The sequence below is a fragment of the Ruminococcus sp. OA3 genome, assembly GCF_022440845.1.
Taxonomy (GTDB): Bacteria; Bacillota; Clostridia; order Lachnospirales; family Lachnospiraceae; genus Ruminococcus_G.
The window spans coordinates 29340-48039 of record NZ_JAKNTO010000001.1 but is presented as its reverse complement, the minus strand read 5'-3'; the positions used below and the strand labels follow the sequence as shown (position 1 = coordinate 48039).

The 18700-nt window shown below is 48.6% G+C and carries 18 protein-coding genes; 17 read left to right on the top strand and 1 reads right to left on the bottom strand.

Features of this window, described 5'->3' with window-relative positions:
* The first annotated feature begins 78 nt into the window (after window positions 1–78).
* The 17 genes from MCG98_RS00260 (at window position 79) to MCG98_RS00180 (ending at window position 17189) form a co-directional block, all read left to right on the top strand.
* The gene (locus MCG98_RS00260) at window positions 79–930 is read left to right on the top strand and encodes an energy-coupling factor transporter ATPase (protein WP_240299874.1); all 852 of its coding nucleotides are present in this window, start codon (window positions 79–81) and stop codon (window positions 928–930) included.
* Window positions 915–1775 (top strand): energy-coupling factor transporter ATPase, encoded by an 861-nt coding sequence (locus MCG98_RS00255; protein ID WP_240299873.1) that lies wholly within the window; start codon window positions 915–917, stop codon window positions 1773–1775. Before MCG98_RS00260 ends, MCG98_RS00255 begins: the two co-directional genes overlap by 16 nt.
* Complete coding sequence (locus MCG98_RS00250) at window positions 1772–2584, top strand: energy-coupling factor transporter transmembrane component T (protein WP_240299872.1); 813 nt, start codon at window positions 1772–1774, stop codon at window positions 2582–2584. The genes MCG98_RS00255 and MCG98_RS00250 overlap by 4 nt, the downstream gene beginning before the upstream one ends.
* A complete protein-coding gene (gene truA / locus MCG98_RS00245; RefSeq protein WP_240299871.1) occupies window positions 2581–3336 on the top strand; it encodes a tRNA pseudouridine(38-40) synthase TruA in 756 nt (251 codons plus the stop codon). The genes MCG98_RS00250 and truA overlap by 4 nt, the downstream gene beginning before the upstream one ends.
* Window positions 3337–3515: 179 nt before the next feature.
* Window positions 3516–3944 (top strand): 50S ribosomal protein L13, encoded by a 429-nt coding sequence (gene rplM, locus MCG98_RS00240; protein ID WP_240299870.1) that lies wholly within the window; start codon window positions 3516–3518, stop codon window positions 3942–3944.
* 16 nt (window positions 3945–3960) lie between these two features.
* The gene (gene rpsI, locus MCG98_RS00235; RefSeq protein WP_240299869.1) at window positions 3961–4353 is read left to right on the top strand and encodes a 30S ribosomal protein S9; all 393 of its coding nucleotides are present in this window, start codon (window positions 3961–3963) and stop codon (window positions 4351–4353) included.
* Between the two features lie 265 nt (window positions 4354–4618).
* Complete coding sequence (locus tag MCG98_RS00230) at window positions 4619–5308, top strand: response regulator transcription factor (RefSeq protein WP_240299868.1); 690 nt, start codon at window positions 4619–4621, stop codon at window positions 5306–5308.
* A 4-nt stretch (window positions 5309–5312) separates the two neighbouring features.
* The gene (locus MCG98_RS00225) at window positions 5313–6236 is read left to right on the top strand and encodes a HAMP domain-containing sensor histidine kinase (RefSeq protein ID WP_240299867.1); all 924 of its coding nucleotides are present in this window, start codon (window positions 5313–5315) and stop codon (window positions 6234–6236) included.
* 76 nt (window positions 6237–6312) lie between these two features.
* Window positions 6313–7242, top strand: a complete 930-nt coding sequence (locus MCG98_RS00220) for an ABC transporter ATP-binding protein (RefSeq protein ID WP_240299866.1) — start codon at window positions 6313–6315, stop codon at window positions 7240–7242.
* On the top strand, window positions 7226–7927 hold the full coding sequence (locus MCG98_RS00215) for an ABC transporter permease (protein ID WP_240299865.1): 702 nt from the start codon (window positions 7226–7228) through the stop codon (window positions 7925–7927). The genes MCG98_RS00220 and MCG98_RS00215 overlap by 17 nt, the downstream gene beginning before the upstream one ends.
* A 346-nt stretch (window positions 7928–8273) precedes the next feature.
* The gene (aspS, locus tag MCG98_RS00210; protein WP_240299864.1) at window positions 8274–10022 is read left to right on the top strand and encodes an aspartate--tRNA ligase; all 1749 of its coding nucleotides are present in this window, start codon (window positions 8274–8276) and stop codon (window positions 10020–10022) included.
* Between the two features lie 157 nt (window positions 10023–10179).
* Window positions 10180–10953 (top strand): 4Fe-4S binding protein, encoded by a 774-nt coding sequence (locus MCG98_RS00205; RefSeq protein ID WP_240299863.1) that lies wholly within the window; start codon window positions 10180–10182, stop codon window positions 10951–10953.
* A 15-nt stretch (window positions 10954–10968) separates the two neighbouring features.
* Entirely contained in the window at window positions 10969–12264 is a 1296-nt protein-coding gene (locus MCG98_RS00200) for a 4Fe-4S binding protein (RefSeq protein ID WP_240299862.1), read from the top strand.
* 77 nt (window positions 12265–12341) lie between these two features.
* On the top strand, window positions 12342–12668 hold the full coding sequence (locus MCG98_RS00195; RefSeq protein ID WP_240299861.1) for a cupin domain-containing protein: 327 nt from the start codon (window positions 12342–12344) through the stop codon (window positions 12666–12668).
* A 7-nt stretch (window positions 12669–12675) separates the two neighbouring features.
* A complete protein-coding gene (locus MCG98_RS00190; protein ID WP_240299860.1) occupies window positions 12676–14187 on the top strand; it encodes an exo-alpha-sialidase in 1512 nt (503 codons plus the stop codon).
* Between the two features lie 41 nt (window positions 14188–14228).
* Entirely contained in the window at window positions 14229–16241 is a 2013-nt protein-coding gene (locus MCG98_RS00185) for a hydantoinase/oxoprolinase family protein (protein WP_240299859.1), read from the top strand.
* Between the two features lie 27 nt (window positions 16242–16268).
* Window positions 16269–17189, top strand: a complete 921-nt coding sequence (locus MCG98_RS00180) for a calcium/sodium antiporter (protein WP_240299858.1) — start codon at window positions 16269–16271, stop codon at window positions 17187–17189.
* Here MCG98_RS00180 and MCG98_RS00175 read toward each other — a convergent pair whose 3' ends face one another.
* Complete coding sequence (locus tag MCG98_RS00175) at window positions 17190–18698, bottom strand: AAA family ATPase (protein WP_240299857.1); 1509 nt, start codon at window positions 18696–18698, stop codon at window positions 17190–17192.
* Between the last annotated feature and the right edge of the window lie 2 nt (window positions 18699–18700).

The following is an 18700-nucleotide window of genomic DNA, read 5'->3' as shown; positions in this document are numbered from 1 at the left end:
GGGATTCTGCCGGCGATTTGAGTTCGAGGGAATTTCCCTCGAACTTCTTTGGGTTTAAGGTGACAAGGAGGCGGTCTTATGGGAATCATAAAAGCATCCAAACTGGTGTTTGAGTATTTGAAATATGACGAAGAGGGCGGTACCCGGGAGAGCAGCCGGGCGCTGGATGATATCAATATTGATGTCAAGGCTGGTCAGTTTATTGCTGTACTGGGACATAACGGTTCGGGAAAGTCCACACTTGCCAAGCACATCAATGCGCTTCTGGTGCCTACGGAAGGGACTCTCTGGGTGGACTCCATGGACACTTCGAAAGAGGGGGAACTGTGGAAAATTCGCCAGAAGGCGGGTATGGTTTTCCAAAATCCGGATAACCAGATCATTGGCACGGTTGTAGAAGAAGATGTAGGGTTTGGACCGGAAAATCTGGGCGTACACACGGAGGATATCTGGAAACGCGTTGATGAGAGCCTGGATGCAGTCGGAATGACTGCCTATAGAAAGCACTCGCCAAATAAACTGTCCGGGGGTCAGAAACAACGTGTCGCGATCGCCGGTGTGGTTGCGATGCACCCGGAGTGTATTGTGCTGGATGAGCCCACAGCCATGTTGGACCCAAATGGCAGAAACGAAGTGCTGAAAACGGTACGGGAACTGAACAGGAAAGAGAATGTTACGGTCATTCTCATTACACACTACATGGAGGAAGTTATTTTTGCGGATCGTGTGTTCGTGATGGATGACGGGCATGTTGTGATGGAAGGGACGCCGCGTGAGATCTTTTCGCAGGTGGAGCAGCTGAAAACGTACCGGCTGGATGTTCCACAGGTAACACTTCTGGCTTATGAACTGAAAAAGTCAGGAATGGACCTGCCGGATGGGATTTTAACGATTGAAGAATTGGTGGATGCGATATGTCAATTAAATTAGAAAATGTCATGTATACTTACAGTCCGGGGACGGCATATGAGATGCATGCGCTTAAGGATATTAACCTGGAAATTCCACAGGGACAGTTTGTCGGTATGATCGGCCATACCGGAAGTGGGAAATCGACCCTGATACAGCATCTGAACGGGTTGGTAAGGCCGACGGCAGGCAGGGTTTTGTTTGAGGGAAAAGATATCTGGACAGAGGACTATCCGCTGCGCGAACTTCGGTTTCAGGTAGGGCTTGTATTTCAGTATCCGGAACATCAGCTGTTTGAGTCTGAGGTGCTTGCAGATGTTTGTTTTGGACCGTCCAATCAGGGACTTGCAAAAGAAGAGTGTGAGAGACGCGCAAAAGAAGCGCTTTCCCATGTTGGACTTTCGGAAGCATTCTATGATAAATCGCCGTTCGAACTCTCCGGCGGACAGAAACGCCGTGTTGCGATTGCCGGAGTTCTGGCAATGAATCCCAAGGTACTGGTACTGGATGAACCGACTGCCGGCCTGGACCCCAGGGGGCGTGATGAGATTTTGGATCAGATTGCATATCTGCATAAAACCAGAGGGATCACGATCATTCTGGTCTCGCACAGTATGGAAGATATTGCGCGCTATGTGGAGCGTATCATCGTGATGAACAGGGGGGAAAAGGCATTTGACGGAAGCTGCAAAGAAGTTTTTTCGCATTATAGAGAGCTGGAAGCGATGGGACTTGCGGCCCCGCAGATAACCTATATCATGCATGCGCTTGAAAAAAGAGGTTTTTCCGTGGATACAACCGCGATTACCATAGAAGAGGCCCGAGAGTCTATACTCAGGGCACTTGGAAAGGATACATCATCATGATAAGAGATATCACCATTGGCCAGTACTATCCGGCAGATTCGGTTCTGCACAGACTGGACCCGCGTGTAAAATTTATTGCTACGATTATCTTCATTGCCAGCCTGTTTGTGTCTGATACGTGGACGGGCTATCTGGCGGCAACGGTCTTTCTGGCTGCCGTTATTAAAATTTCGAAAGTTCCATTTCGCTTTATGGTAAAAGGCCTCAGGGCTATCGTGGTCCTTTTGATGATCACGCTGTTTTTTAATATGATCTTTACACCCGGAGAACCCATTTTTCAAGTCTGGATCATCACGATCACCAAAGAAGGTGTGATACTGGCAGCAAGAATGGGAATCCGGCTGATTTACCTGATTATCGGGTCTTCTGTTATGACGCTCACCACAACCCCGAATCAGCTGACGGATGGCCTGGAACGTCTCCTGAAACCTTTGGAAAAGCTCAGGGTACCCGTGCATGATATCGCTATGATGATGTCGATCGCACTGCGTTTTATTCCTATTCTGCTGGAAGAGACGGATAAGATTATGAAGGCACAGATCGCCAGAGGCGCCGATTTTGAAAATGGTGGTCTGTTGAAAAAGATTAAAAGCATGGTGCCGCTGCTGGTGCCGCTGTTTATCTCTGCGTTTCGGCGGGCGAATGATCTGGCGCTTGCGATGGAAGCGCGCTGTTACCACGGAGGCGAAGGGAGGACGCAGATGAAGCCGCTGGTCTATCGGAGGAGGGATGTCTTTGCATATCTGATCCTGCTCTTTTACCTGGCGGTATGCATTATGCTGAGGATATACGCGAGGTATCTGATATGAAACGGGTGAGACTGACAGTTGCCTATGATGGCACGGGTTACTGTGGATGGCAGGTTCAGGCGAACGGCAATACAGTGCAGGCGGAACTGAACCGGCATCTGTCACAGCTCCTGCAGGAAGAGATCGAGACGATCGGTGCCAGCCGTACGGATGCTGGTGTACATGCGCTGGGAAATGTGGCCGTATTTGATACGAATGCCCGAATGCCGGGTGAGAAGATTTCCTATGCGTTAAATCAGCGTTTGCCGGAAGATATCCGTATACAATGCTCAGAAGAAGTTGCGGCAGATTTTCATCCGAGATACTGCGAAAGTGAGAAGACTTATGAATACCGGATTTTAAACCGGCGGTTTCCTCTTCCGACAGAGAGGTTTTATTCTTACTTTTATCACTATAACCTTGATCTCGAAAAGATGCGGGAAGGTGCCGCGTACCTCATCGGCGAGCATGATTTTGCCAGCTTCTGCGGGGCCGGCGCGCAGGTGAAGACGACGGTGAGGACGGTGACAGGGATCAACATTACAAAAGCGGACGATATCGTGACAATCCGTGTCACAGGCAGAGGTTTCCTGTACAATATGGTACGGATCATCGCAGGGACCCTGATTGAGATCGGCAATGAGGCTTACCCGCCCCGCCGGATGGATGAGATACTGGCGGCACGCAACAGGAACGCCGCCGGGCCCACGGCGCCGGCGTGTGGACTGACTCTGGTTGAGATCCGTTTTACTGAGGAACAGCAGAGACTTTGACTGATAAAAAAAGGCAAAAAAACAGAAAAAATCTGTTGACACGCGTGGTACAGTATAATATAATTATTCAATGTGACAGCGTACGTAGATATCTGATCCAATGCCCCGGTAAAGATATTTTACATTATAGATATGCACAGAAAGAATTACATGTAAATTGATTAACAGGAGGTAAATCCATGAACACTTATATGGCTAACCCAGCTAAGATTGAAAGAAAATGGTATGTAGTGGATGCTGAGGGATGTACATTGGGACGTCTTGCATCTGAGGTAGCAAAAGTTTTAAGAGGTAAGAATAAACCGGTTTTCACACCGCACATCGATACCGGTGATTACGTAGTTGTGATCAACGCAGAGAAGATCCATGTGACAGGAAAAAAATTAGACCAGAAAATTTATTACCATCATTCAGAATACGTAGGCGGAATGAAAGAGACGACGCTTAGAGAAATGTTAGCAAAGAAACCTGAGAAGGTAATTGAGCTGGCTGTCAAAGGCATGCTTCCGAAAGGACCGCTTGGAAGACAGATGCTTACAAAACTTCACGTATATGCTGGCGCAGAGCATCCGCATGATGCTCAGAAACCAGAAGCGTTAACATTTTAAGAGGAGGTAAGAGACATTGGCTAGTGCAAAATATTATGGAACAGGCAGAAGAAAAAAATCGATCGCAAGAGTATATTTAGTACCGGGAACGGGAAAAATTACGATCAATAAAAGAGACATTGATGAGTATCTGGGACTGGAAACACTGAAAGTTATCGTTCGCCAGCCTCTGACAGCAACAGAATCTGCAGATAAATTCGACGTACTTGTAAACGTACACGGCGGCGGATATACAGGACAGGCTGGTGCGATCAGACACGGCATTGCGAGAGCACTGCTTCAGGCAGATTCTGATTTCAGACCGATTCTGAAAAAAGCAGGATATCTGACACGTGACCCGAGAATGAAAGAAAGAAAGAAATACGGCCTCAAGGCGGCACGTCGTGCTCCGCAGTTCTCCAAACGTTAATCATACGTTTTTGGACGTACAATTACAGAAAGAATTACAGACCTCTCAGGGGAGAAATCCTTTGGGAGGTTTTTATTTAACAGGAGATTTCTGTCGGATTTCCCGTATGTTAAAACATTCTGCGGTATCACGCTGTGACGGAAAGAATGGGGTCGCCTGCGCGTCCTTTTCTGTATTTCTATATTTTATCATCGAACTGTGTTATATTTATGATGTTGGAAATGAAGGATACTTTAATTTGACAGGTTAAAAGGAGCGGCAGGTTATGCAGCGGATATTATTGATAGAAGACAATAAAGAGATCAGTGATATGGTGTCGGAATATTTGAAGAATGAAGGATTTGTAGTTGTACAGGCATTTGACGGTGACAGTGGGCTGCGCTGTTTTGCGGAGGAAGCCTTTGATCTGATCCTGCTCGATATTATGATCCCGTTTCTGAACGGGATGCAGGTGATGAAGGAGATTCGAAAGAGCAGTGTCGTTCCAATCCTTATCATAAGCGCCAAAGACGGTGAAAGTGATAAAGCCATGGGACTTGGATTTGGTGCAGATGACTATATTACGAAACCATTCTCGCTGATAGAACTTACCGCCAGGATCAAGGCAAATCTGAGGAGGACGACACGTTACAGCAAGCCGCAGGAAGATACGAAGACACAAATCAGCTATAAAGGACTGACGCTGGATCAGCAGAGTTATGAAGTTTATGGAAATGGAAAACGAATCGCACTGACAGGCAAAGAGTTTGAGATCTTATGTCTTCTGGCAAGGCATCCGCAGAGAATTTATACAAAGGAACAGATTTATTCGGCAGTGTGGAACGAACCGTATTATGGGGAGGAACATGTGATCAATGTACACATGAACCGTCTCCGCAGCAAGCTGGGCGAGGCGCTGCCGGGACAGCAGTACATCCGCACGGTGTGGGGAATCGGATACCGGATGGAGGAGTAAATAAATGATTTATGTTCTGCTTGGAACAAATCTTATTCTTCTGCTCATCCTGTGCCGCCAGTGGGCAGTGCGCAGGAAGCAGAAGCGGCAGCTTAAGTACCTTGTCAGGAAGCTGCATGATATCAGAACCGAAGGGAGCCGGGAGCGCATACTGATTCCGGACGCAAAGTGGGATCTGCGGGAAGTATGTACGGAACTGAACAGCTTTCTGGAAGCCAGGGAAGAGACAGAGAAAGAATTCGGGCGCAGGGAATCAGCAATCCGGATGATGTTGTCCAACGTATCGCATGATTTGAAAACACCACTTACCGTGGTGCTCGGCTATGTGGAAATGCTGAAGGAACGCGGACCGCAGGAGGAGATGATCGAGAAGGTTGATATCAAGGTACAGGAAGTACTGGCACTGGTCAATCAGTTCTTTGATCTGGCGAAGCTGGAATCAGGCGATAGAAAGCTTGGGACAGAACCTGTCAATGTATCTGCGGTCTGCCGTAATACGGTTCTTCAGTTTTATCAGATGATGACGAACATGCAGTTTCGGGTGGAACTCGTCATACCCGAGATGCCTGTTTATATAATGGGGGACGCGGATGCGCTTACCAGAGTCCTGGAAAACCTGACGGCAAATGCTGTGAGGTATGGGGCGGACGGCGGGTATTTTGGAATGAGCATGTGGACGTCGGACGGCAATGTATGTATCCGGGTGACGGATCATGGCAGGGGAATTTCAGACAGGGACAAGGATGCCGTTTTCGAGCGGATGTATACGCTGGAGGACTCCAGAAGCCGAAACTTCCAGGGCAGCGGACTTGGGCTTGCGATCTCAAAGGCTTTGACGGAACGTATGGGGGGAGAGATCGTGCTGGACAGCATACCATGGGAACACACATATTTTACACTGTCATTTCCGCAGATTTTTCCAGCTTGACAAAAAAGTTAGAATTACGAGAGGAACAGGAGAAATTTCTCTGTTATGCTTGTGATAACAGAGAAAGGAGAGCAGTATGGACTATATATTGACGACAAATCAACTGACAAAAACCTACCGGGAAAATACAGCGGTATCACATCTCAATATGCATGTGAAGCGGGGGAGTATCTATGGGTTCCTGGGACCGAATGGGTCCGGAAAAAGCACGACCATGAAGATGATGATGAATCTGGTGAAGCCGACGGAGGGGAGCGTGGCCATGTTTGGCAGAAACCTGGAGCAGCATTCGGCTGATATTCTGCGACGTGTAGCGGCGATGATCGAGACGCCTGCATTTTACGGCAACCTCTCTGCAGAACAGACGCTGCAGATTCATTGTGAGTATATGGGATATTATAAAATGGAGGACTGCCAGAAAGCACTGGAACTGGTGGGACTCACAGGAACAGGCAGAAAGCCTGTTCGCAGGTTTTCCATGGGGATGAAACAGCGGCTGGGTATCGCGAGGGCGATTCTGACACATCCGGAAGTGCTGATTCTTGACGAACCGATCAACGGGCTTGACCCTGAAGGGGCGCTTCAGATGCGCTCACTGCTGAAGCGGCTGAACAGAGAAGACGGTACGACAATTCTGATCTCCAGCCATATCCTCTCAGAGATCGAGCAGATTGCGGACACAGTAGGTATTCTGAATAAAGGGAAGCTGATCAAAGAGGTTACCATGGAAGAAGTATATGCCATGAGCGGCAGCTACACGGAGCTGGAAGTGACCGATGTGCGGAAGGCGGGATATGTGCTGGAGGAAGTCCTGAAACTGCATAATTACCGTATTTTTTCTGACTCTGTGGTACGTATCTATGAGGAGCAGCTGGACAATAATATGCTGGCAGACGCACTCCTGAAACAGCAGGTGGGGATCAGGGGGATTTCCGCCAGGCATTTGACACTGGAAGAATATTTTCATCAGCTGATAGGAGGGGATTCGCATGATGCACTTAATTAAACTGGAATTTCAGAAGTACCAGCTCTGGCGGAAATGGATTGGCGTTGTGCTGGCACACATCATCCTGGTGGGAATGTCTGTGCTGATGTATTATGGCAGTGCGCTGGAACAGGAGCCGTTTGACTGGGAGATGGTGATCCTCATGACGGATGCTCTCGTGCGCGGGACATTTCTGATCTTCTCGTCGGTGATCATGGCGCAGCTAGTGGCGGAGGAATACAGGAGCGGGACGATCAATCAGCTGTTTTGCTATCCAGTCGAGCGCTGGAGGCTGATGTTTGCAAAGCTTTTGATTGTATTTGTGTTCACGGTTGTCAATGTCGTGATCGGAAATGTTCTGAATGTGACTGCTGTGGTGATTCTGGACAGTGTGACGGATGTGGTTCTGGGTGACTTTTCTGTGATCATGATGACCCAGTATGGCATTTACTATGTGGCAGGACTTTTAGCTGCGGCGTTTCTTTCACTGCTTCCGTATATCGTATGCATGCGCAGGAAATCCACTTCCTCCACGATCGTGGCGGGGGTAGTCCTGACCCTCTTTCTCATCTCGAGTGCCGGAGGCGGTATGACACAGGCGATCTACTTTTTCCGTTCCCTGACGCTGGGGGCGGTGGCACTGATCATTGTGCTGGTGACACTGGTCCGGACGGTTCGTTATATCGGGGAAAACGACGTTTTGTGAAAATCTTCCATTGACAATGAAAAAGCGGTAGTATATAATCTTTGGCAACAGCGATGACGAAGAGAAGTAGCGCATCTTATCGTTCCCAGTGAGTGGAGGGCAGTGAGAACTCCGTAAAATGAATTTGCGTGAATAACACTTTATCAGCTGCAATCTGAACATCAGAAATATAGTTTCCGGTTAGTAGGTGCGCCGTGATCCGCGCGATAAGCGGAAAGGTTTTCAACCGAAGAGTGACTGATACCAGTAATTCAGGTGGTACCGCGGACAATGGCTGTTCGTCCTGAACGTTAAAGTTTGGATGGGCAGCTTTTTTTGTGCCCAAACCACAAAAGGAGAGAATCGAATGAAGACAACAAACATTTACCGAAACAGAACAATGGATAAGATCGGCGAGAGTGATGTAGGGACAACGCTGAGGATCGCCGGCTGGGTGGAAAACATCCGTGATCATGGAGGGGTTTCCTTTCTTGACCTCAGGGATATGTACGGAGTGATGCAGGTCGTCATGCGGAATACAAACCTGCTGGAAGGCATCAGCAAAGAAGACTGCGTCTCCATAGAAGGTGTTGTAGAACTCCGTGATGAGGAGACTTATAATCCCAGGATTCCGTCTGGAACGATCGAGATGGAAGCGCACCGCGCGGATATTCTTGGGAAAGTGTACCGTCAGCTTCCCTTCGAGGTTATGACGTCAAAAGAGACGCGTGAGGATCTGAGACTGAAATATCGTTTTCTGGATCTGAGAAATAAAAAAGTGAAAGATAACATGATTTTTCGCTCGGAAGTCATCAGTTTTCTGAGGCAGAAAATGACGGATATGGGATTTCTGGAGATTCAGACACCGATTCTGTGCGCCTCATCTCCGGAGGGTGCCAGAGATTACATCGTACCTTCCCGTAAGTACAAAGGACAATTCTATGCGCTTCCTCAGGCGCCGCAGCAGTACAAACAGCTGTTGATGGTTTCGGGATTTGATAAATATTTTCAGATCGCACCGTGCTTCCGGGATGAGGACGCGCGCGCGGACCGCTCGCCTGGGGAATTCTACCAGCTGGATTTTGAGATGAGTTTCGCAACGCAGGAGGATGTGTTTGAGGTTGGAGAAGAGGTGCTGACGGCAGCATTTGAAAAGTTTGCTCCTGAGGGGGCGGCTGTGACCCAGGCGCCGTATCCGGTCATCAGTTATAAACAGGCGATGCTTGAATTCGGAACGGATAAGCCTGATCTGAGAAACCCACTGCGCATCGTGGATGTGACAGAGTTCTTCCAGCGGTGCAGTTTTAAGCCATTTCATAAAAAGACGGTCCGTGCGATCAGGGTTCACGCGGATATGTCAAAGGGGTTTCATGAAAAACTTCTGAACTTTGCCATGTCCATCGGAATGGGCGGTCTCGGTTATCTGGAAGTGAATGATGATATGACATATAAGGGACCGATCGACAAGTTTATTCCGGGGGATATGAAGGGGGAGATCGCGGATACCGCAGGACTTGTCCCGGGGGATACCATTTTCTTTATCGCAGATAAGGAGGCGCGCGCGGCACTGTGTGCGGGACAGATCCGTACAGAATTGGGCGAAAAACTGGATCTGTGTGAAAAGAACGCATACAGATTCTGCTTTGTGAATGATTTTCCGATGTTTGAATACGATGAGAACGAGAAGAAGATCAACTTTACACACAATCCGTTTTCCATGCCGCAGGGCGGGCTTGAAGCGCTCAATACAATGGATCCGCTTGACATTCTGGCCTATCAGTATGACATTGTGTGTAACGGCATAGAGCTTTCTTCCGGGGCAGTCAGAAACCATAATCTGGATATTATGGTGAGGGCGTTTGAGATTGCAGGGTACACAGAAGAAGACCTGAAACAGAAGTTCGGGGCGCTGTACAGTGCATTCCAGTTTGGCGCTCCACCGCATGCCGGCATGGCGCCCGGGATCGACCGTATGATCATGCTGCTCAGGAATGAGGAAAACATTCGTGAGATCATTCCATTCCCGATGAACGGAAATGCTCAGGATTTGATGTGCGGGGCGCCCGGACCGGTGACGGAAAGTCAGCTGAGGGAAGTGCATATCAAGGTCAGATGATTCTGAAACAGGTGAGAGGAGTATTTTGCGGCAGGCAGGGTACTCCTTTTTCACGTTTTTATTGACAATTTTCCTGGTGTGCCGCATTCTATATAGAGAGTATCATAGTCCGATAATGGAAGAAATACAGTAAAATGGCGGAAAGGCGGAGGGAAAAGTGAAAATAGAAAAAATTGTACTGATATACTTCAGTCCTACGGGGGGAACGCAGAAGGTAGTGCGGACGCTGGGAAAATGCTGGGAGTCAAAGCCGCAGGAGATTGACCTGACGGATTCGAAGACAGAATATGGAAGATATCATGTATCCGGAGATACTTTTTGTATCATCGGGGTACCGTCCTTTGGCGGAAGGGTTCCTGCACCCGCTTTGGAGCGGATCGCAAAAATCAGAGCGGACAAGTCGCCGGCACTGATCGTGACTGCATACGGAAACAGAGATTATGATGATACCCTGCTGGAACTGAAGGAATGTGCCGGTAAGGCAGGGTTTTGCGTAACCGCTGCTGTGTCGGCTGTCACGGAACACTCCATTACGAGGCAATACGGTACAGGCAGGCCGGATAAAAATGACAGGAGACAGCTTGCAGAATTTGGGAAAACTGTAAGAGAACGGATCTTAAAGTCAGAGGATCTGACAGAAGTCAGGGTGAAGGGCAGCAGCCCGTACCGCAAATATTCCGGCGTACCGCTGAAACCGAAAGCAGGCAGGGGATGTACACAGTGTGGATTGTGTGCAAGGAAATGCCCTGTGTCGGCGATACCTGTGGATAACTGTCGGAAAACAGACAGAAAGACATGTATTTCCTGTATGAGGTGTGTTCAGGTCTGCCCACAGAAAGTCCGGACTGTCAACGGTGTGCTGTTAAAAATAGCTGGCCGGAAACTGAGGAAAGTCTGTCGGATCAGAAAGCAGAATGAATTGTATCAGTAGTAGAAGGGACATAAAATGGGACATATAACAACAAAGAAACAGGCATACAAAAATCTGGAAGACCGCATTAACTGGTTTACACAGGGGGCACCGGCTTCTCCTGTGCTGTACCAGATTCTTCAGGTGCTTTATACTGAGCAGGAAGCGCGTGCCGTATCGCGTCTTCCCGTCAGGCCATTTACGATCAGAAGGGCAGCGCTTGCGTGGAATACGAGCGAGGCCAAGGCGGAGAAGATGCTTGACAGGCTCTGTGAAAAGGCGCTGCTGGTGGACTCAGAGCACTGCGGGGTGCGGAAATTTGTGATGCCGCCGCCGATGGCGGGGTTTATCGAGTTTGCATTGATGAGGATCCGGGGAGATATCGATCAGAAATATCTGAGTGAACTTTACTACCAGTATATGAATGTGGAAGAAGAGTTTGTAAAAGATCTCTTCTTTGCTACCGAAACGAAACTTGGCCGTGTCTATGTGCAGGAACCGGCGCTTGACCTTAACAGTGATGATTCCATCCACATATTGGATTATGAGAGGGCCGGATACATCGTCGAGGACGCTGATTATGTTGGCATCGGCATGTGCTACTGCCGCCATAAAGCCATGCATGCCGGGCATCCCTGTGAGATTGATGCACCGATGGACGTCTGCATGACATTCGGCAATGTTGCCAGGTCGCTGGCAGAGCACGGAGGGCATACAAGACTGGTATCAAAGGAAGAGGCGATGGACGTACTGGCACTGTCCTATGAGCATAACCTCGTGCAGATTGGGGAAAATGTTCAGGAATCACCAGCATTTATCTGCAACTGCTGTGGGTGCTGCTGTGAAGCGCTGCAGGCATCCAGGAGATTTGCCCCGATGGTCCCTGTGGCGACGACAAATTATATACCTCATATTAATGAGGACAAATGTATCGGCTGCGGAAAATGCACGAAGGCATGTCCAATCCTGGCGATTGAAATGAAACAGAAACAGGAGGGTGGAAAGCTGGCAGCGATCGATACGGATATCTGCCTGGGGTGTGGCGTCTGTGTGAGAAACTGTCCGACAAAAGCGATTGAACTGAAGAAACGTGAGGTGCAGATCATAACGCCGGTGAACAGCACTGCTCGCTTTGTCGCTCAGGCGATCGAGAAAGGGACACTTCAGAACCTGATTTTTGATAACCAGGCATTTGCGAGCCATCGTGCGATGGCAGGTGTATTTGGTGCTATTTTGAAGCTGCCCCCGGTAAAACAGGCCATGGCATCGCGTCAGTTCAAGTCCATTTATCTGAATAAACTGCTGTCGCGGAAAGCGGAGAAAGAAAATTGACTTACCGGAAATTGTGGAATATAATCCAAACAAATTTGCCGGCAGTCGCTGAAAATACTGAAAGTGAGGTACAAATTATGAAAATGGAACGAGTAGAAAATATGTGTGGAGGCAAAGGACATATCACCATCAGGCATATTCTTGGAGAGAAGGAGATGAATGGGAAGTGTCGTCTTTATGCAGAAGTGGCAGTAGAACCGGGATGCTCACTCGGGTATCATGAACATCACGGGGAAAGTGAGACATATTATATCATGTCGGGCGAGGGTGACTATGATGACAACGGGACGGTACGTCCGGTAAAAGCAGGTGACGTGACGTTTACGCCTGACGGATGTGGACATGGACTGGTGAATACCGGAAATGAAAACCTGATATTCATGGCTCTCATCATCCTGGATTAACTGCAGTATGTTTACAAAAGACAGTGAACGGACGAGATTCCAGGTCTTGCTGTCCATGGTATTCCACCCGGTTTTTCTGATCGTGTACGGAATTGCATGGTATCATCTGTGTGCACTTTGCCGTTATGGAGGGAAGAGAAGACATCTTCCGGTACTGGCAGTCTGTGCGCTGTTTTTTCTGGTCTGGCTGATTGTCTGTATCATAAGAATTGTGAAGAAACAGGATGCCGGGCATCCATATCAGATACTTTCTGCCGCGAGGAAAGCGTGGTACATAGCTGCCTTCCTTTCCCTTTGCGCAGTAACCGGATATTTTGGATGGGGCATCGTTAAAAGTGCAGGCTCTTATCAGGGAAAGCTCTCATGGGTGCTGGAAGAAGCCAGACACAGACGGACTGTTATACTCACACATGATAATATATATCGGGATGGAATCGAGGGACTGCTGGCGGACATCCGGGAAGAGATTGACATGCCCGGGGAGCTGTATGTGGCCACCAGTGTTGATCTGGAATTTGACAGCGGGGGCCGGATCCTGAAACTGGACACTTTTCTTTACGGGAAGAATGAAGAGGGTAAAACGAATAGCTTTCTGATATCGTATGATCGAAGTAAAGCGGAAGAAATGACGGTATATCTGGACGGTGCTGTGAATACGCAGGATGAGCAGGGAAAACAACTGGCACCGCTGATGTCCATGCTTAAGGTGATGCCGCTTGAGCAGACAGTAAGCGGCTGGGAGGCACCGCGTTTTGGCATTTTATATTATGGTATACGGTCCTGGGGAACAGACACGTCAGGCATCGTATACATCAACAGTGCCGGCAATACGAGAGCGGCAGTGAATGGATACTGTGAGATATCGGGTTATACAGTGTCTGTCTATGTGCCGGACACCGACGGGGAACCGGCAGGTTATCCGCCAGTACGGTATGTCTATGCGGATGATCTGAATGCAGTCGCTTCAGAGAATCCGCTTTCAGCGCAGGAAAGTGTGGATATGCATGACAGCACTGAGGGACAGGAAAGTGATGAAGATATGAGTATGCTTGATGAAAGCCGCGGCTACCGGCTGACTGTGCTGGACGCGGCGGCTGGTAGCCGGTTCTATGGACTGGAGATGACAGTGGACGGCGGTGAGTCATGGGAGATACTCAATCAGGATCCATTTTGCGGAGACATCGGAGTGTCCGCCGGAATTTCCTTTTTAAATGAAACCCTGGGCTTCCTTGCATTGTCCCACAGTGGTGGTTCCCTGGCGGAACTGTACCGGACGGAAGATGGCGGTGCAACATTCGAACGGGTAACGCTTCCTGCTGTTAAGGTTCCTTTGAACGGAGGAGAGATGTATCAGCCATTTGATTTTCCGGGAATGCCGTACGAGGAAGACGGAACTCTGTATCTGAAAGTCGGGCAGGGACAGGACGGTGATTATAACGGGGGAAGCAGTGCACTTTACACGTCGGCGGACAAGGGCAGGACATGGTCATACCAGAGAGAAGTAGCACGTGACGAATAAGTCATAAACAGACAAAATACATTGATGGGAGGAGTAAAGCAATGATAGGAATTGGGATTGATACCGGGGGGACATATACGGATGCGGTTGTCTATGATATGGACACGAAAAAGGTTGTATGCTCCGGAAAGGCACTGACGACAAAATCAAAGCTGGAAATTGGAATTGCTAATGCACTGGACGCGCTGGATCAGGATTATGTAAGGCGTGCAGAGGTTCTGGCTCTCTCGACAACGCTTGCCACGAATGCCTGTGTGGAAAATAAGGGCAGCCGCGCCAGACTGTTGATGATCGGGGTGGATAAAGATTTGTCTGAGAATCTGAGTGACACATATGCGTCTTATGGTTTTCAGGAGCAGGATCAGTTGATCAAGATCGATGGGAAGCCGGAGAAGATTTTCGAAGATGCAAAAGATCCCGACTGGGATGAACTCAGAAAGATGATCCCGGAGTTGTTTTCCGATTGTGATTCCATCGGTATCGTGCAGACGTTCCCGCAGGCAAACGGCGGAAAATTTGAGAAGATGGCGAAGAAAATTTTTCAGGAAACCATGCAGGTACCGGTTACAACAGCACATGATATGTTTGATGAAGTAGATGTGCTGAAACGCGGCGCAGGCACACTGCTGAATGCGCGTCTGATTCCTCTGATCGCCGAATTTTTAACGGCAGTAAAAAATGTTATGAAAGAACGGAACCTGCAGATGCCGATCGCCATTGTGCGAAGTGACGGCAGCCTGATGTCCGAAGTCCTGACGAAAGAATGCCCGGTGGAGACTTTGCTTTCGGGCCCGGCAGCGAGCGTGGTCGGTGGAAGTGCGATGGCACGGGAAGAAAATGCAGTCATTGTAGATATGGGCGGAACGACGACAGACGTAGCTATCGTGCGCGATAAACGCCCGGTCACTGCCAGGAGGGGGATCTCCATTGGAAAATGGAAGACCATGGTGAAAGGACTGTATGTCGACACATTCGGTCTTGGAGGAGACAGCGCTGTACGGTTTAAGAATGAGAGGTTATATCTGGATACACGCAGGGTGATTCCGGTTTCTCTGCTGGCAAAGGAATATCCTCAGGTGACGGACAAGCTGAAAAGCCTGGCTGCGCTTCACCGCCCGCATACCAGGATGCTGTATGAATTTTATGTGCTTCAGAAAGATATTTCCGATAAAAAGGGGTATACTGAAGAAGAAAAGAAAATCTGTAAAGCGCTTGAGGCGGAACCTCTGATGCCGCAGGAACTTGGCGCGGCAATTGACAGTGATCTTTATTCTCTGCATACTGCACGCCTCGAAGAAGAAGGGGTTGTCCTAAAAAGCGGGCTTACGCCTACGGATATGATGGTTATCAAAGGCGATTTTGATATCTATGATCCCCGGGCTGCGAAAGCTGCGGTGTGCTGTCTTGCACAGAATGTGGTGGAGACAGAGGAAGAGATTCCAGAGATTGTCTATGAGCTTGTTGAGAAAAAGATGTACTGCAATATTATTCGAATCCTTATGACACAAAAATACCCAAAACACGAAAAAGTCTGTGAGGACAAGAATCTGCAGAAATTTATCGAGTGGTCTTACCGGGATGCAAAGGCCAGAAAAAAAGATTCCTGGATGTCGACTGCAGTTACAACCAGACTTCCACTTGTGGGGGTAGGTGCGCCGATCCATGTGTTTCTTCCCAGAGTCGCGAAACTTCTCGGCACAACTGCAGTAATACCTGAAAATGCGGCGGTCGCCAATGCTCTGGGAGCGATCGCAAGCCAGATCGTCACTAAGGTCCAGACGCGTGTAAAGGCAGAGTATGAGGGAACACAGCTGAAGGGTTATTCCGTGTTTGAGGAGGATCAGAAGCATATGTTTGATGAGTATTCAGAAGCAGAACATTTTGCGGTGCGTATGGTTAAAAGACAACTGCTTGAGAAAGCGAAACGCCAGGGAGCTGCCGGGAATCCCAAAGTCGAAGTTAATGTGCAGAAGATCAGAAATGATGCAGTGGGGGCCGGAATATTCTTTGAGAGTATTGTGGAAGCGGTTGCAACTGATAAGTTCAGAATATAAAATACGGAAAAATGGAAAGGCTTTATCATGGTTTATATATTTTTGATCATCGGTTTTTTGCTCCTGATAAAAGGGGCGGACTTCTTTGTGGAGGGGAGTTCGTCTGTAGCACGCCTTTTGAAGGTACCTTCTGTTGTGATCGGACTTACCATTGTGGCTATGGGGACGAGTGCACCGGAAGCTTCGGTCAGTATCACAGCTGGGCTTGCGGGGAATAATGATATTGCACTGAGCAATGTGATTGGATCCAACATCTTCAATCTGCTGGTAGTGATAGGGGCAAGTGCGGTGATCAGGCCGTTTCAGACGGACCGGGAAATCATGAGAAGAGATATCCCGGTCAATATTGCGGCGTCTGTCCTGCTGCTTCTTTTGTTGTGGGACCTGAATCTGGGAAGATTTGAGGGAGTGCTGCTGCTGATATTGCTGGCGGCTTATCTGTTATGGATTGTTGCAGGCGCAGTACGAAGGAGAGCAGATACGGCAGAGGACGTCCGGGTGCTGTCGCCGCTTAAGAGTACTGTGTATATGGCGGCAGGACTGGCAGCTATCATCTGGGGCGGCGATCTCGTGGTTGACAGTGCCAGTGAAATTGCCCGTATTTTCGGAATGTCACAGACCCTGATCGGACTTACGATTGTAGCACTTGGAACTTCATTGCCGGAACTTGTCACCTCAGTTGTAGCGTCCAGAAAAGGTGAGAGTGGACTTGCCCTCGGCAATGCAGTAGGGTCCTGTCTTTTTAATATCCTGTTTATTCTGGGGATGTCGTCGGCGTTGTCGCCGCTCGGTGCGGTCAGGGACAACCTGATCGATATCGGCGTACTCATCGCAGTCAGTGCCGTGATCGCTGTCTGCTGCTTTACCGGGAAAAAGGTAACGCGTTTTGAGGGTCTGGCATGTATTGTGTTTTATATCGGTTATATGAGTTACGCCATTGTCCGCTGATCAGTCTTTGGCGGCAGTTTTCATTGCGGCCCGTATCTCATCCTCACGTTGCTGCAAAAGCAGAGGCCCGGTGTGTGAGAGATAGGATCTGCAGGGATGTGAAGACAAAAATTCCGAACATTCAGGGTTGTTTGTAAGATCGGAAGTAAAATACAGAAGACTGACATCATCCGGTGCTGCTTCGAGCACCCGGTATGAATCAGAAAGAAACGCCAGTATTTCTTCAGCGTAAGAGTTCTGGTGTTTTTTCATGTCTTTCAGGCTGTTGTCCAGCATTTCCATAAAGGCAGAATCTTCACAGAGATGCCGCTTGCGTGCTGCCAGAAGCTGTTCTTCCAGCAGACGAAGTGTATGGAGTTCCAGGATCTTTTCCTGGAGAGGAAGAAGCCCGTTATCTTCACGGATACGGTTGGAGGTCCGACGTTTGCTGATAAACTGTTCCAGCTGCAGCAGGGTGTTTTCACCTTCCAGTGCGCAATTATCCTTCATTCTTTTGAACAATATCTTAAGATCGGACATATGCTTTAGCACCTGTTCGGAGAAAGAATACTCACGGATCATTGCAGATGCTTTTGCGAAAAGCATGGAGGCAACCGATATGCTTTCTGCGGGCTCCGCCGTGTTGATGCGGGCGATGACATTCGGTCCGAAAAAGTCATCATTGGCAAAATCAGATGCGTACTGTGTAAAGAGGTCATAAAACAGGTAAAAGTTTCTGGCAATCTCATCGTGCTGCAGATACTGGCGGATCAAAGTCTCGGTGACAGGATCACCGCACGATTCATAGGATTTTATAATACAGGACAGATCTTCCCAGCCGCGTGCCGTCACAAAGGAGAGGTGGTTATCCTGATTCTGAACGGAATAAAAACAGTCGGGATAAATATTGAGATATGCCGAAATGGAGGGGTGGACTGCATTTGCACAGGCATACTCTTTCCACACAGAATAATCGGCTTCGATGCACATGTTCTTTACACGGTCAAGCGTTACCATATCGAATTCTCTGACAGAACGGTTATAGGCCGGAGGATTTCCGGCGGCTACGATAAGCCAGCCTTCGGGTATCTGATGGTTGCCGAAAGTTTTATTTTGAAGGAGCTGCAGCATGACCGGTGTCAGCGTCTCAGATACGCAGTTCATCTCATCGATAAAAAGAATGCCGGAAGTATAACCAGTCGCCTCCATACAGTCATAGACAGAAGCTACAATTTCACTCATGGTATATTCAGTAATGGAATAAGTGCGGCCATTGTAAGTCCTTTCTTTTAAAACTGGTAGCCCGATCGCACTCTGACGAGTATGATGCGTCATCGTATATGCAACCAGTCCGACAGATTCTTCACGGGCAATCTGTTTCATAATGGCGGTCTTTCCGATGCCCGGCGGGCCGATCAGCAGAACAGGCCGCTGCTGTACAGCTGAAATCTGAAGGATTCCCTCGGGGGTCCGTTGTGTATAAGCATGCAGTGTTCGCTTTATTTCTTCTTTTGCTTCTTTTATATTCATTG

Coding starts and splice junctions, on each gene's coding strand:
- MCG98_RS00260 (WP_240299874.1), top strand. CDS start 79: ATGGGAATCATAAAAGCATCCAAACTGGTGTTTGAGTATTTGAAATAT.
- MCG98_RS00175 (WP_240299857.1), bottom strand. CDS start 18,698: ATGAATATAAAAGAAGCAAAAGAAGAAATAAAGCGAACACTGCATGCT.
- truA (WP_240299871.1), top strand. CDS start 2,581: ATGAAACGGGTGAGACTGACAGTTGCCTATGATGGCACGGGTTACTGT.
- MCG98_RS00180 (WP_240299858.1), top strand. CDS start 16,269: ATGGTTTATATATTTTTGATCATCGGTTTTTTGCTCCTGATAAAAGGG.
- MCG98_RS00255 (WP_240299873.1), top strand. CDS start 915: ATGTCAATTAAATTAGAAAATGTCATGTATACTTACAGTCCGGGGACG.
- MCG98_RS00200 (WP_240299862.1), top strand. CDS start 10,969: ATGGGACATATAACAACAAAGAAACAGGCATACAAAAATCTGGAAGAC.
- MCG98_RS00230 (WP_240299868.1), top strand. CDS start 4,619: ATGCAGCGGATATTATTGATAGAAGACAATAAAGAGATCAGTGATATG.
- MCG98_RS00220 (WP_240299866.1), top strand. CDS start 6,313: ATGGACTATATATTGACGACAAATCAACTGACAAAAACCTACCGGGAA.
- MCG98_RS00250 (WP_240299872.1), top strand. CDS start 1,772: ATGATAAGAGATATCACCATTGGCCAGTACTATCCGGCAGATTCGGTT.
- MCG98_RS00190 (WP_240299860.1), top strand. CDS start 12,676: ATGTTTACAAAAGACAGTGAACGGACGAGATTCCAGGTCTTGCTGTCC.
- MCG98_RS00215 (WP_240299865.1), top strand. CDS start 7,226: ATGATGCACTTAATTAAACTGGAATTTCAGAAGTACCAGCTCTGGCGG.
- MCG98_RS00225 (WP_240299867.1), top strand. CDS start 5,313: ATGATTTATGTTCTGCTTGGAACAAATCTTATTCTTCTGCTCATCCTG.
- rplM (WP_240299870.1), top strand. CDS start 3,516: ATGAACACTTATATGGCTAACCCAGCTAAGATTGAAAGAAAATGGTAT.
- aspS (WP_240299864.1), top strand. CDS start 8,274: ATGAAGACAACAAACATTTACCGAAACAGAACAATGGATAAGATCGGC.
- MCG98_RS00185 (WP_240299859.1), top strand. CDS start 14,229: ATGATAGGAATTGGGATTGATACCGGGGGGACATATACGGATGCGGTT.
- MCG98_RS00195 (WP_240299861.1), top strand. CDS start 12,342: ATGAAAATGGAACGAGTAGAAAATATGTGTGGAGGCAAAGGACATATC.